8 protein-coding genes and 2 pseudogenes are annotated in these 14005 nt (G+C 65.9%); 2 read left to right on the forward strand and 8 right to left on the reverse strand.

What is annotated here, in order from left to right:
* Positions 1-279: 279 nt before the first annotated feature.
* Entirely contained in the window at positions 280-4578 is a 4299-nt protein-coding gene (locus FRANEAN1_RS14835) for a non-ribosomal peptide synthetase (protein ID WP_049795667.1), read from the forward strand.
* Positions 4579-4595: 17 nt separating this feature from the next.
* Here FRANEAN1_RS14835 and FRANEAN1_RS38785 read toward each other — a convergent pair.
* Positions 4596-5297: pseudogene (locus FRANEAN1_RS38785) on the reverse strand (transposase); the annotation flags it as partial.
* Positions 5298-5449: 152 nt separating this feature from the next.
* Between FRANEAN1_RS38785 and FRANEAN1_RS41015 the strand changes: the two are divergent.
* Positions 5450-5872, forward strand: a complete 423-nt coding sequence (locus FRANEAN1_RS41015; RefSeq protein WP_020460614.1) for a transposase — start codon at positions 5450-5452, stop codon at positions 5870-5872.
* Between the two features lie 278 nt (positions 5873-6150).
* Here the strand turns inward: FRANEAN1_RS41015 and FRANEAN1_RS41020 are convergent.
* The 7 genes and pseudogenes from FRANEAN1_RS41020 to FRANEAN1_RS14875 form a co-directional block, all read right to left on the reverse strand.
* Positions 6151-6405, reverse strand: a pseudogene (locus tag FRANEAN1_RS41020) (IS701 family transposase); the annotation flags it as partial.
* 150 nt (positions 6406-6555) lie between these two features.
* Positions 6556-7782, reverse strand: a complete 1227-nt coding sequence (locus FRANEAN1_RS14850) for an FAD-dependent monooxygenase (RefSeq protein ID WP_020460616.1) — start codon at positions 7780-7782, stop codon at positions 6556-6558.
* A 3-nt stretch (positions 7783-7785) separates the two neighbouring features.
* On the reverse strand, positions 7786-9234 hold the full coding sequence (tcuA, locus tag FRANEAN1_RS14855) for an FAD-dependent tricarballylate dehydrogenase TcuA (RefSeq protein WP_020460617.1): 1449 nt from the start codon (positions 9232-9234) through the stop codon (positions 7786-7788).
* A gap of 65 nt (positions 9235-9299) precedes the next feature.
* The gene (locus FRANEAN1_RS14860) at positions 9300-10925 is read right to left on the reverse strand and encodes an AMP-binding protein (RefSeq protein WP_020460618.1); all 1626 of its coding nucleotides are present in this window, start codon (positions 10923-10925) and stop codon (positions 9300-9302) included.
* Positions 10926-11057: 132 nt separating this feature from the next.
* Positions 11058-11804, reverse strand: coding sequence for a 4-hydroxy-tetrahydrodipicolinate reductase (gene dapB / locus FRANEAN1_RS14865; protein ID WP_020460619.1), 747 nt, complete (start codon positions 11802-11804; stop codon positions 11058-11060).
* Between the two features lie 614 nt (positions 11805-12418).
* Positions 12419-12670, reverse strand: a complete 252-nt coding sequence (locus FRANEAN1_RS14870) for an MbtH family protein (RefSeq protein ID WP_020460620.1) — start codon at positions 12668-12670, stop codon at positions 12419-12421.
* A gap of 33 nt (positions 12671-12703) precedes the next feature.
* The gene (locus FRANEAN1_RS14875) at positions 12704-13987 is read right to left on the reverse strand and encodes a lysine N(6)-hydroxylase/L-ornithine N(5)-oxygenase family protein (RefSeq protein ID WP_198145513.1); all 1284 of its coding nucleotides are present in this window, start codon (positions 13985-13987) and stop codon (positions 12704-12706) included.
* Positions 13988-14005 lie beyond the last annotated feature (18 nt).

Here is a 14005-nt window from a genome sequence, read left to right on the forward strand (position 1 = left end):
GCACACCTATCACTCCAGCTCAGCGCGTTAAGTGATCATCAAAGCCGAACTGGTGATCAAAATCAGGTGCTCCGCAGACATTCTCTTGTGAGGTACGCGCGGCCGCTCTCGGGCATCTCTCGCGAGTCTCGTCGATCCGCGCAAATTTAGGTTAGGTTACCCTACACTGGCTGTATGGATGGTCAGCGCGGTGAGGGTTCGCCGATGAGCCGGGGCGGGGATTCCCGTGGGGATGCGGGGAGTGCATCGGCTGCGGATGAAGTGCCCTCTGATCAGGGGGTGAGCGGTGGGAAGCGGCTGCCTCTCTCGTTTGCTCAGCGCGGGAACTGGGCGGCGCAGCGGTTGTTCCCCGGTTCTGCTGCGTTTTGTGTGTGCGACCTGGTGTGGCTTGACGGGGCCATCAATGCCGGGGCGTTCGCCGACGCGGTGAGTGGGGCGTTCGCGGAGACGGAGGCGCTGCGGGCGGTCATCTATGACGATGACGGGGCTCCTTCGCAGTCGGTCGGTGGGAAGCTGTCTCTGCCGACGGTGGTTCCCGAGGAGGTGCTCACAGACGAGGAGATCCGGTCTGTGGTTCGCGCCGGGGTGAGTGCGCGGGAGTCTTCGGCGGCTGAGGATCTCACGTCGTCGACGCTGTTCAAGCGTGTCGGTGGTGGGTGGGTGTGGTCGTTCACGACGAATAATCTCCTGCTTGACGGGTATAGCACGTCTCTCTATATCCGCCGGGTCGCGGAGCTGTACTCGGCTGCGGTCGATGCAATCCTCGCGCCGCCGAGGTGGTTTGGTCGTCTGGAGGATCTCGTCGCGGGGTCGGCATCGACGCCGGGTGGGTCCGGCATCGTCGGTCACTGGCGTGATGTGCTTGCTATCGACGCGTTTTCCGAGCCCATGGGAAGCGCGCCCGCTGATCTGTTTTCGTTCTCGTACCGGCCTGTTCCCGTGGTGCTTCCGGCGGGGGCCGATGATCGCCTGCGTATGCTGGCGCGCCAGGCGAGGAGCACGTGGACGGATCTCGTCATCACCGCGTGGGGGCTGTATACGGCCCTTGCCGGGAACCAGGACTACCTCGCTGTGCGGGTACCGTCGATGATGCGCGGCGAGCCGGAGTCGCTGCGCGTGCCGGGCGCGGTCGCCCGCGCGCTGCCCGTCGCGACCGCCCTGCGCCCGGGCGCCACATTCGCCGAGGTGCTGTCGGTGGTGGGATCGCAGGTCCGGGGTCTGCGGGACAACTCCGCGATCGAGGATCATCAGCTCGCCCGTCTCTGGAAGGGAGGAGAGCTCTCCTACCTGTCGCTGCCCTCGGTCAACATCAAGATGTTCAGGACGACACCGGTCTTCGGAAAGGTCGCGGGGGTCACGGAGCTGATCAACCCCGGCCCGACCGGCGCGCTGGATCTCTCCGTCTACGGGAGCCCGGGACGGGGCCTGCGGATGGATATCTCCGGCCGGTCTCCGCTCGTGCCGACAGACGCGGCCGGCCAGCACGCAGCGGCGTTCACGGCGTTCCTCGGCCACCTCCTCGGCGGCCCTGCGGGCATGACACTCCACGAACTCGCGGATCTCACGATCACTCCCTCTTCGGTCGATGCCGGGTCGGTGGGTGTGTGGTCGGTGGGTGCGGGGGCGGTGGTTCCCGCGGTGACGGTGGATGCGCTGATCCGGGATCAGGTAGCACGTACTCCCGGGGCGGTCGCGGTCGTGGATGACGCGGATGGTGCGGAGTTGGTGTATGCGCAGTTCGACGCGCGGGTGAACGCTCTGGCCCATCTCCTGACCGAGCGGGGCGTGAGGGTGGGTGGCCGGGTCGCGGTGGCCCTGCCGCGCTCGGCGGACCTGGTGACCTCCCTCGCCGCGGTACTCCGCGCCGGCGCCGCGTATGTCCCCGTCGACCCGGGATACCCCGCCGAGCGCATTGCCGCGATCCTCCAGGACTCCGGTGCCCGTGTGGCCATCACCGATAGTGCGACGGCGGTGGCCCATGCGGGCGTGCTCACGGCCGCGGGCGTTGTCACCGTGGTCCTCGATGAGGACGCTGTTCGTGGCCAGATAGAACACGGGGCGCCCGACGCACCCGTGCTGCCGCGTCCCCTCACCCCCGACGATACCGCGTATGTGATCTTTACTTCCGGTACCACCGGACGACCCAAAGGCATCGCCCTGTCCCATGCCGCAGTCGTGAACCGGCTTGTCTGGGGCCGGGAAGCGTTGGGGTTCTCGTCGTCTGACCGGGTGCTACTGAAGACGCCATTCACGTTCGACGTGTCGGTACCGGAGTTCTTCCTCCCGCTGATCACCGGAGCGGTGGTCGTGGTCGCCCGTGACAACGCACATGGGGATCCGGGCTATATCGCCGGTGTGGTGCGGAAAAGGCGCGTCACGAGCGTGCATTTCGTGCCATCGATGCTTCAGGCATTCCTGGACTCGGGAGTAGAGGCAGGGTTTTTCCCGGATGTGCGGCTGGTGTCGTTCACGGGGGAAGCGCTGCCGGTGGCGGCGGCTATCAGGGCCCGGGAGGTGTTCGATCGAGCGGAACTGTTCAACCTGTACGGGCCGACGGAAGCGGCGGTCGAGATCGCCAGCTACGACATCGCCGCTCTGAACGCAGACGCGGATTCGACGCCGATCGGTCGCCCGGTGTCGAATTCTTATGTGCGGGTGCTGGACGGGTGGCTGCGCCCGGTGCCGGTCGGGGTGACCGGTGAGCTGTATCTGGGCGGGGTGCAGCTGGCGGAAGGGTATGTGGGCCGGGCGGGGCTGACAGCGGAGAGGTTCGTCGCCGACCCTCTCGGTGCCCCGGACGAGCGGTTGTATCGGACCGGGGACCTGGCCCGGTGGAACGACCAGGGCGAGTTGGAGTATCTGGGCCGGTCCGACGACCAGGTCAAGGTACGCGGGTTCCGGATCGAACTCGACGAGATCCGCGCTGTCCTCGAACGACACCCCGCCGTCTCGGGTGCCGCGGTCACCGCTCTCGATCACCCCGCCGGAGGGAAGTTCCTCGCCGCCTATGTCACTACCACCCCGTCCGCACCGGCCGACCAGGCCGTACTGGCCGACGCACTGCGGGAACACACGAACGCGCTCCTGCCGGAATACATGGTTCCCGCATCGTTCACCCGCCTGGCCACACTCCCCACGACCCCGAGCGGGAAACTCGACCGCAAAGCACTACCCGCCCCCGACCTCACCGCCGGATCCGGCAGCGGCCGCCCCCCGGAAACCGACACCGAACTGTCCCTGGCCGGGGTGTTCCGCGACGTACTCGCCCTCCCCGAGGGCACACCCCTGTCGGTGGACGACGACTTCTTCCGACTCGGCGGTGACAGCATCCTCGCGATACGTCTTGTTGCGCGCGCGTCACAACGACAGCACACTTTCACGTTGCGGGACGTCTTCGAGCAGCGAACCGTCGCGAAGCTGTCCCAGAAGATCATCAAAGAAGTCGAGGCCAAGGCGATTTCGACAAGCATGATCACTGTGCCCGCCTCTCCGACTCTCGAGAGACTACGTGAGTCGCGCGACGATCCGAACTCATGGATCTTGACCGAGACCGCCATTCTCCCCGTCTCGTTATCGCACGACGCGCTACTCGCCGCATACGCTTCGCTCGTTCAAGAACATGACCTGCTTCGCATGTCGGTTCAGACGGTAAGTCGTCGACTGTGGCTCACTTGGGTAACCCCTATGACAACCATCGCACCAACTCTCTCCAGAGTGCATGTCGCAGGGGCCTCGCCCTCCACGAAGCTGACAGATCTTCGGACGATGGCCAGCCAAATGATTGATGTCACCAATGCACGGCCGTCGGGCCTCGCATACGCAAGCAGCTCGACACAGACCTTAATTGCTCTTGCGGTACATGCTGCCGTGGCCGATCGATACACCGTGCACCAGCTACTGGAGACCCTTCGCGCGCTCACTGATGAGAACGCCAACAAGAGCATGCTATCAACGCCCTCCGTCGCAGCGACCTTGACTGAAGTCGCCGATATCGCTGCGGCTCTCAAAATGGATCGGATCGAGAACCCGATTGAGCTGATCGAGCGCACGGATTCACTCGACGAGGGACTGTACTCAGCCGACAGAACTCAGGTCATTCACTGGGACGGCTCTCGCACGGATGCCACCGTGCGCGAGACCATCCGACGAGCACTGCACGCGACGGGGTACGGATCGCGACTCGGCGGTGTCGTAGATCACGAAGCTCCTCTTCTGCCAGATGCTGCCCTGGGGCCGCTTGGCCCGATGACGGTAACCGTTCCCGTGCCTATCGAGCAGGAAACTTGGCACCCAGATCCTGAGTTCGCATTGGCACGCTACGGCAGTAGCTCGGGTCGGCGTCTCCTAGCTGGCATACCGATCGCGCCGATACTTATCAGCCGATCCTATTCCGCCGATGCAGAATCCTTGGCGATCGAACCGACCGAGGCAGCGTACCGCGCGGTGATCCGATACAGGGTGGAGGCCTGCAGCACTATTCTGACGGTCATCGGATTTACCCGTGCCGTGATCCTGGCGTTCGAGAACGTGCTGCGCAAAGTCGGCGACAATGCCGATCGGCGAGTCTGGCGCCCATAGTTAGCCTCGATCTTTCTGACGACCGCGCACCAGATCTGGTTCTGCGTGCAGTCGTGCAGGGGCAGGTTCGCCAGGCCGGTGTTCCTTGGCGCCGCGGATCCGGTCCTCGCAGCGGGCCCGGCGGCGGTGGCGGAGTTCCAGGACGGCGAGCTGGCCTCGGGGCTGTTCGTCGCGAACGCGGTAATCCGGTTGTCGTCGACGTCGGTGATACGTAGCTGGGCGCCGGGGTGCGGGCGTTCGCGGCGGAGGATGACCCCCATACCAGCCGGACAGGTCGGGCAGCCCGGCCAGTTCCGCGACCCACGCCCCGGGGCGGGTGGCCGTCGGCGTCGTAGGCCGGGGTCCAGGCCTGTTCCGGGAGTGCGGCGATCTTTTCGGCGTAGCCGTCGGTGAGGGTGAACCCTACTGAGTAGGCCACCCGGCGCTGGTGCAGCCAGGCGACGAACTCGTGGTACCTCCGCCGCCGTCGGTGCGGATCAGGACCTTGCGGGAACGGCGCAGCCGTCGGGGTAGCTGAGCCAGCGCGGCCGTGGCCACGGTGATGTGGTCGGCCGCGGTGTTCGAGCCGGCGTTTCCCCGGCAGAGCAGCACCGCGGCGGGTTCCCCGGTCCGTCCGGGCCGTGGTCGATGAACGCCCACAGAGGATGGAACCCGAACCCGCGCTTGAACGTCGGTTTCGCCTGTTCCTTCTCGGAATGGGCGGTGACCAGGGTGGGGTCCCGGGCGAGGCTGGCTTCGTCGAAGGCGCGGGCGCGGGCGTAGCCTTTGACCGTGACGAAGACTCTGCTGCGTAATTCGGCTGCGTGTCGTGGGTGCGGCATGATCTCTTCTGTGGTCCGGGCCGCCTCCCTGGCCGCAGGAGGTGGGGCACATGTTGTTGCAGCCGAAGGGGCTGCCCGAGATCCCGGCGCAGACTGTGACAGTCGCGCGGGCGGCGTTTCCGCGGGGGACGTTGGCGATGCGGCTGCGGGATCGCCTCGCCGAGGTGTTCGTTGATGAGCCGTTCACCGGCGCGTTCGGGATCAGGGGGGCGCCGGGTCTGCCGCCGGCGGTGTTGTCGCTGGTCACGGTGCTGCAGTTCACCGAGAACCTGACCGACCGGCAGGCCGCGGGTATGGCGGTCCGTGCGATCGACTGGAAGTGCGCCCTCGGCGCGGAGCTGACCGATACCCGGGTTCGACGCGACGGTGCTGTCCCGGTTCCGGGCCCGGCTGTCCGACCACGATCTGGAACGGGTGGTCTTCGACCGGCTCGTGGAGGCCTGCCGTGGGCGGGGCCTGATCGGCGCTGGTAGCAGAGCGCGCACCGATTCCACCCATGTGATCAGCGCGGTGCGGGACCTGAACCGGACCGAGCTCGCCAGGGAGAGCGTGCGGGCGGCGTTGGAGGCCCACGCGGTCGTGGCCCCGGACTGGCTGGCCGACACCCTGAACATCGACGAGTTGGCGCATCGCTACGGCGAGCGGGTCAACGGGTGGACGATGCCGTCATCGACGACGGCCCGGGACCGTCTTGCCGCGGTGTTCGGGCAGGACGCGCTCGCCCTGTGCCGGGCAGTCGCCGCTCCCCCGCCAGGTTCTCGATCACATGCGACGCGACCACGTCACGCACCCGATCAGCGTTCCACACATACCCGTTCAGTAGCCGCTGCATCTTCTGCGGACCCGCCTGACCGGTGAACTCCGCGAGGGTCCACCCGTTCTTCCGCTCCGCGCGGGACAACAACTCGGCCACATACGCCCGCGCCTGCACCCGCGGCTGCTCCGACACGAAACACGAATCGACTCGCACCAGCAACTCCTCCAAACCAGCCTCCCATACCGCCACGTCCAAACCGGATACACTCCGCTCCGCGGCCACCGCGGATTCATCGTTTGTTCTCACAAACAACGGAGAATCACACGGTGGCCGCACCCGTTCGGACGCCACGCCGCCGCTCCATGCAGAGACCACATGCCGGCCACTGTCACTGGAGTATCAGGTGATGGAGGCGGCGTCGTGCAGGCTGTCGAACAGGGCCGCGCGGCGCATATAGGCGCGCGCACTATCGAGGTTCTCGGCCGTGCAGCGCAACTGATCGAGGTTCTGTCGCCGCACGGCGGGGTCGCGTTCCTCCAGCATTCGCTTGTTGGCGATTGTCTGGGCTTGAACGTAGTTCAGCGCGGCGTGACGGCGCTGGCGGCTGTAGAGGTCGAGTAGATCGTCACCGTCCCGACCGTGGATCACCTGGGGGAGCTTCTCCGCAAGGTTGATGGCATCATGGATGCCGCCGTTCATGCCCATGCCGCCGATCGGGTTGTTGACGTGCGCGCTGTCTCCGGCCAGCAAGATGCGGCCTTTATGGAAGGTCCCGGCCACGCGCTGATTGACCCTGTAGACCCTGGCGTACTCGACGTGGTAGGGGTCCGCCTTGGGGAAGAACTTCTGCAGCCGCCGCTCGACACGCGCTGCCGACAGTGCGGTGGTGTCGTCCTCGTTCTGGCCGATCGGCAGGATCAGCCGCCAGAGTCCTTCGGGCGTCTCCCCGCGCACCTTGAACAGGTTGGCCCACTCGTAGGGGTCGGAGAAGTAGTTGCGCAGTGACAGATTCGACTTCACGGTCTTGAAGTCGAATCTGGTCGCGATCTTGATGAACCGCTCCGGATACGTGAACCCTTCGAACTCGATGCCGGCGAGCTTGCGCACTGTTGACCGGCCGCCGTCGCAGCCGATGACATAGGCCGCCGTCATGCGCCCCGTGCCCGCGGGGGAGGCGTACTCCACCTCGATGCCGTTCGCGGCCACGGTGAGGCCGGTGAGGGCGTGGGAGAACCGCATGTCGAAGTCGGATCCGTTGGCGTATTCCTCGGCGATGGAAGCGGTCAGTTTGTACTGCTCGTACTGCAGCACATAGGGAAACCGGATCTCGTCTTTGAGTCGGGCGAGATCGAACTCCGCCACCAACTCGCCGGTCGGCCGGTCGTGGAAGCGATAGGTGCTCGAAACCAGGCCGTGCGGCGTGATCTTCTCGGTGATGCCCAATTCGTCAAGCATCTCCAGAGTGCTCGGATGAATGGTCGCGGCGCGCTGATCCTTCACCGGTACGGGCTCCGACTCGAGCACGGTGACCGGGATGCCCTGCCGGTTCAGCGCCAGTGCGCACACCATTCCGACCGGGCCAGCGCCGACGATGACGACCCGGGTGCTGATCTGCGACGAAATCATGGCTCAGGCGAGCGATCCTGTGCGTCGCCCGACCACCATTCCCGCAGTCAGGCCGGCGCCCGTCGGGTAGTTCCCGCTGAAGAGGCCCCCGAGCGCTTCACCGCACGCGAAGAGCCCGGGGATGGGCGCACCTGACGGATCGAGCACCCGGCCGTTGATGTCGCCGCGAAGCCCTCCAAAGGTGAAACTGATTCCACACGTCACCGGATATGCATAATAGGGCGGCGTCTCTATCGCCGATGCCCAATTACTCTTGATCGGTTCCACCGTCGCGCCGCGGCCGTCCTTGATCGTTGGATCGAGCGGACGGCTGGTGTCGATCGATGAGTTGAAATCGCGGACCGTCCGCGCGAACGCGTCGACGTCGACGTCTATGGCTGCGGCGAGCTCTTCGACGCTGTTGGCGACGACCGGGATGATCCCGGGCATTTCATACTCGTACACGTTGAGCATCGATCGCGAGTTCGCGTCGAAGATCTGAAACGCCACCGAACCCGGCTGTTCGAGGATCACCTTGCCGTACTTCGCGTACGTGTAGTTGCGAAAGTCTGCACCCTCGTCGAGGAATCGTCGACCCCAGGCGTTGACAATGATGCCAAGCGGATAGCCGTACCGGCTGAGTCGGTTCGTCAACATACGGTTGCTCTCGTTCTCGGGATATGACGCGTCCCACGGCACGCTATGACACGTTGACCAGTCGCCTCCACGATCTGCACCAATCTCCAAGGCCGCGCCGATCAGGTCACCGGTGTTGTACGGCGTGCCACGCACCTTCGCGTGCTGCCACCCGTCTCCCAGGTAGCGTTGCCGCCATTGCGCGTTCGCCTCAAAACCGCCGCTGGCGATCACCACCGACTCCGCCGGAAACTCCTGATCGCCCGCGCGAACACCGACGACCGAGCCGCCGTTGGTCATCAGCCCCGTGACCGGGCAACCGTAGCGCATCTCGACCCCGAGCCGCGAGGCGACGCGTTCATGGTCTGACATCAGCCCAGGGCCCGCGTCGACGTTGCACACGTGCGTTCCACCCCAGAACACGAAGGTTCCATCGGCGTTCTCGTGAGCCTGCCGCTCGTACATCAGCCGGAATCGCAGCCCCAGTTCGTGCAGCCAGCGGACCGCGTCGCGCGAGCCTTCGATGACAGCCGCGGCAAGTTCCTTATCGTCACGTCCCTCGGTGATCCGGTCCAGGTCGGCCAGGAACTCTGCCGCCGAGTACGGCGGAACTTCTGTACGCGCGTGACGCTCATCGGGCTCAAGGATCTCGAGCAGATCACCGAGCCCGGCGTGCACCATCCGGGTCGCACCGAGCGTGTAGTAGCTGTTCCCCCCGGCCAGCGCCCGCGGTGCCTTCTCCAACAGCAGCACGCGTCGCCCGCGCTCGGCCGCCGCGTGAGCCGTGCAGTACCCGGCGTTACCCCCGCCGACCACAACAACATCCGCGTTGTGCATAACCACCTCGTTGCCGTATCCGACCCGAGAACAACTCACGTTGAGCGATGCCGCTCGACGCGTTCCTAGTTCTGCTCGCGCTGCAGTCGCTTGCTGACCTTGCCGACCGCGGTGTACGGGAACTTGTCGACCACCTCCACGAAATCGGGAAGCTTGAATGTCGCGAGGCCCCACTCCTGCAGGAACCGACGCAGCTTGCTCAAGGTGAGATCGGCCACGTCCTCCGGCGACCGAGGGATCAGGTACGCCTTGATGCGCTCGCCGAGCACCTCGTCATCGATGCCGATCACGGAGGCGTTGTGCACGCCGCCGTGGGCGAGGAACGCGTTCTCCAGCTCCTCCGGCGCGATCTTCTCGCCGCCACGGTTGATCTGGTCCTTCGACCGGCCCACGACCCTCATGAACCCACGCTCGTCCCGCTCGACTATGTCACCGGTGCGGTAGAAGCCATCGCTGGTGAACGCCAGGGCATTCTGCTCGGGGTTGCGATAGTAGCCGCGGATTACCGACGGCCCCCGCGTCAGCAGGTGACCGGGCGCCCCGGGCGGCACGTCGTTTCCCTCGTCGTCTATGACCCGGATCTCGTCGGCCTCCGAGGCCGGCCGGCCCTGGTATCGCACGCTGGTCTCCCGATCGACGTCCGGAGGGTTGCTGACGACCAGGCCTTCGCCCATCCCGAAGCTCTGAGACAGCTCCATGCCGAGCTCCGGCTCGACCCGCCGCGCCACCTCCTCGCTCAGCTTCGCACCCCCGCACATGATCACCTGCATGCTGGAGAGATCGTAGGCGTCGCGCAGCGAGGAGTTCAGCCAGGCCAGCAGGATCGGGGGCACCAACGTCACGCGGTTCGCGCGGTGCTTCTCGATCAGCGGGAACGCCGCATCGGGGCTGCCGTTCGGCGCGATCACGATCGTTGCGCCCACGCTGAACGCGCCGAGGAAGCCGGGCGAACGCGTCGACATACTGTGACAGATCGGCATGACCAGCAGATGCACCGTCCGCTCGGTGATGCCCCGTTCCCCGACGCTTCTGCGCAACGCATAACCGTACGTGTGATGAGTATGCGGCATCAGCTTCGGAACGCCCGTAGTGCCGCCCGACATCTGCAGCAGCGCGACGTCCTGCGGGCTGCATCGCCGCACGTGCTCGAGCGATCCTTTCGAAAGCAGCGCGTCGTACTCGGCGCCGCCGCCGCCGCGATCGAGGATCACTGTGTGCTCCAGATGGGCCCAACGACCCTTCAGGTCGGCAGCCAACGCAGCGAGATCGGTGCCGCTGTCCGATGCGACGGTGATGTAGGTACGCGCCTCGGCAATCTCGATGAAGTGTTCGATCTCCGCGCGACGGTGCGCGATGGGCGCGACCACGGGAATCACGCCGAGCTCCCACAGGGCGAAGACGAACGCGATGTACTCGTAGGTATTGGGCAGATGCACGACCACTCGGTCGCCACGGCCCAGCCCCAGATCCTGCAGACCGGCCGCGAGACGCAGGACTTCATCCGTGAGTTGCCTATAGCTCAGCCGGGTGTCGCGGTCGATGACCGCGAGCTTGTCTGGATAGCGTTCCGCCGCGGCAAAAAGCAACTCCGGAAGCGTCTGATCGTGCCAGTATCCCTTTGTGAGGTACTGGGCCACGGACTTTGGCGGATAGGGTACGACGCCGTCAAGGGTCAGCGGTTGGATGCTCATCGGTCTTCCTCGGGTGTCGGCGTCTCGTGTCCTGGCGGCATCGGCGCCGCGTGAAGCTGCCGATGCCGATCCGGTCGTCGAAGAGCGAGTTCACGCAAGAGGTTCAGGCTGTCATCCGTTGTCGAATCGTGTTCAGCCCAGGCTCAGCACGGTTTCGAGGCCGATCGTCACCCCGGGAAGACCTGGGACGGCGCGGAGCGCGGCGAGCACTCCGGGCATGAGGGACTCGCGTGTGACGGAGTCGTAACGTAGCCTCAGGATCTCGCCCTCGGATCCGAACAGCACCTCTTGTGAAGACATGAAACCGCGTACACGCACCGCGTGGACGTTGACTTCCTCGATCCGCCCGCCGCGCGTTCCATGCGGGTCGCGAGAGGTGGCATCGGGCGAGGGAGCGGAACCTGCTTTCGCGCGAGCGTGAGCGATCAGTTCGGCCGTGTGCTGTGCCGTACCCGATGGCGCGTCCACCTTATCGGGATGGTGCATCTCGATGATCTCGACAGACTCGAAGAGCGGGGCGGCCTTCGCCGCGAACTGCGTCAAGAGCACCGCGCCCACCGAGAAGTTCGGGACGACGAAAACGTTGACTTCATCACGTTCGATGAGTGCGGCGCGAATTTGCTGGACAGCGTCTTCATCGAAGCCGGATGTTCCCACCACGACGTGAATCCCCTGCTCGATGCACCATTGGACCTGCTCGTGTGCCACGCCCGGCGGGGAGAACACGAGCACGACATCGGCCTTCTTTTCGACGATCTCTCGCAGGTTATCATCGACATCGATCTCGGCGACCACGCTCATGTCGGAAGTGGCCTCGATTGCACGAACCGATGCCTCACCCATGCGCCCGCGTGCTCCCAGCACAGCAACTTGAGTCATGAGGGAAGGTTAACCTAAGTCATTCGACCGACACAAGGCTATCTGCGGTGAGCTGTCAGGGAGCGGAGCGGAGCGGTCGCCAGGCAGAGGTGGTCCGTCTTGGTTGAATCGCTGTGTGGCGGCCCCAGTGAAGTGGCGGTCGGTCGTCGGGGACGCTTCGACCGTCGGGTTTGATCGGCGGCGTTTGCGCTGGTGGCGGAGCTGTTCAGCTCGGGTGAGAGGCTCGGTCCCTGAGTTTGCGCAGGCTGGAATGGCCACTGGCGGGGTGGCAACCACGCGTTCATCGCCAGCAGCCCCCTGGGCGCCGCCAACGTCGACAAGCTCCAATGAGGCAGCACAGATCATCGCCGAGCTTTGTGAGCCGCGGACGCCGTGTGGCTCGAGTCTGCCGTGAGCGCACCCAACATCTCTCTGCCTCTGCCATCGCCGCCGCGATGGGCAAGGCCGACATGGCGACGCTGCTGCGCACCATCACCCAGACCTCCGCTCAGCCCGCCCCGTCCAGGGCTGCCGCCTCGTGATGCACCTGCAGATCGGCTTGGACCTTGCTGCCGAGTACGGTGCGTAGCATCAGGTTCGTTCCTTCCCAGCCGACTGCCGCACACCGCCGTGCGTTACTCGCCTGTGGCAGCTCTCGCGACTTCGTGGCTGGCAATGAAGTCGCGCAGCGACTTGGGCCTCAGGTCGGTCCAAGTCTGGTCGATCCAGTCGAGCACCTCCTGCCTGGGTCTGCCGTCCGGCTCGCCGTAGACGATGGTCCAGCCGCCGGGCACCGGCTTGAACGTGGGCCAGAGCGAGTACTGCTCCTCATGGTTGATGAGCGCGTAGAACGTGCCATCCTCGTCGTCGAACGGGTTCTTCGCCATCGCGTGTTCTCCTTCTGCCGGTGGGACGGGCCGTCAGCTGCCCGTCGCCATGTGGGATCTGTGCGTGGGGACCGCGGCCTCGAGAATCTCGCCGGCGCGCACGGCCAGGGTCGACAGCAGCGACGAGCTGAGGCCGTGGCTGTGCTGGACACCCCCGCTGAGGAAGATGCGGCCCTCCAGCCCCGGCACACGCAGGCTGTAGTCGCGCGCCACGAGCGGCTCGTCCCCGTCGAGCGCGGCCTCGAGGTCGATGCCGTCGCCGAGCAGGCCGTGCGGGTCTGACGGGCGGAAGCCGGTGGCGAAGACCACCGCGTCGACCTCGAGCGGCGTGCGCGCACGGGCCCCGAGGTCGCGCAGCGCGACGACGACACCCCCCGGGCCCTCGCGCAGGCTTTCGACCTCGGTGACGCGGTGCACGAACAGGCGCCGCACGCCGCGCAGCTTCTCGTCGTACTCCCGTCGGTAGAGGTCGTCGATGAGCTCGGCGTCGACAGCGGCGTAGTTCGTCGACCAGTGCCGCCGCAGCAGCTGCTGTTTGACGTCGGGCGGAGCGGTGTAGTACTCCCCGACGGAGGCGGGGTCGAAGATGCGGTTCGCATACGGGGTGTTGTCGGAGGGCACATAGCCGAAGCTGCGGATGGAGGCGTGTACCTCCGCTGCCGGGTAGGTGTCATGCAGGTAGGCGGCAACCTCTGCGGCGCTCTGCCCAGCGCCCACGACGAGGAACCGGCCGTGCGGCGTGGAGGGGAGCCGGTCGAGGCTGCTGAGCAGACCGTGGTTGTGGAACACCCGAGGGCCGGCCTCGATCCCGTCCGGGAGCACGGGGCGCAGCCCGGTCGCGACAACGACCGACCGCGCCCGGACCGCCTCGCGTCCGCCGCCGCCGCCCGACACCATGACGGTGAAGGCCGCACCGTCGTGGTCGACGCGGGTGGCCCTCGCCCCGTAGGAGACTGGCACGTTCACACGCGCGGCCGCCCACGCCAGATAGTCGCGGAACTCGAGCCGGGTGGGGAAGAAGCTCTTCAGGTTGATGAAGTCGCTCAGGCGCCCGCGCTCGTGCAGGTAGTTCAGAAAGCTATACGAGCTGGTGGGCGAGCGCATGGTCGCGAGGTCCTTGAGGAAACTGATCTGCATGGTCGTGCCCGGCAGCAGCATGCCGTCGTGCCATCCGAACCTCGGCTGGGCCTCTACGAAGCGGGCGGTCACACGGTCGGCGGCAGGCCGGGCGCCGTTGCGCTCTTCAATGGCGATTGCCAGGCTCAGGTTGGCCGGTCCGAAGCCGATACCGATGATGTCGACCACATCGGGTAGCATGCCCACCGCATCCGACCG

The organism is Parafrankia sp. EAN1pec (assembly GCF_000018005.1).
GTDB lineage: Bacteria > Actinomycetota > Actinomycetes > Frankiales > Frankiaceae > Parafrankia > Parafrankia soli.

Bases quoted from the DNA above. Each gene is read 5' to 3' on its own strand.
- FRANEAN1_RS41015 (WP_020460614.1), top strand. From the start codon at position 5,450: ATGTTGTTGCAGCCGAAGGGGCTGCCCGAGATCCCGGCGCAGACTGTG.
- FRANEAN1_RS14850 (WP_020460616.1), bottom strand. From the start codon at position 7,782: ATGATTTCGTCGCAGATCAGCACCCGGGTCGTCATCGTCGGCGCTGGC.
- tcuA (WP_020460617.1), bottom strand. From the start codon at position 9,234: ATGCACAACGCGGATGTTGTTGTGGTCGGCGGGGGTAACGCCGGGTAC.
- FRANEAN1_RS14860 (WP_020460618.1), bottom strand. From the start codon at position 10,925: ATGAGCATCCAACCGCTGACCCTTGACGGCGTCGTACCCTATCCGCCA.
- dapB (WP_020460619.1), bottom strand. From the start codon at position 11,804: ATGACTCAAGTTGCTGTGCTGGGAGCACGCGGGCGCATGGGTGAGGCA.
- FRANEAN1_RS14870 (WP_020460620.1), bottom strand. From the start codon at position 12,670: ATGGCGAAGAACCCGTTCGACGACGAGGATGGCACGTTCTACGCGCTC.
- FRANEAN1_RS14875 (WP_198145513.1), bottom strand. From the start codon at position 13,987: ATGCTACCCGATGTGGTCGACATCATCGGTATCGGCTTCGGACCGGCC.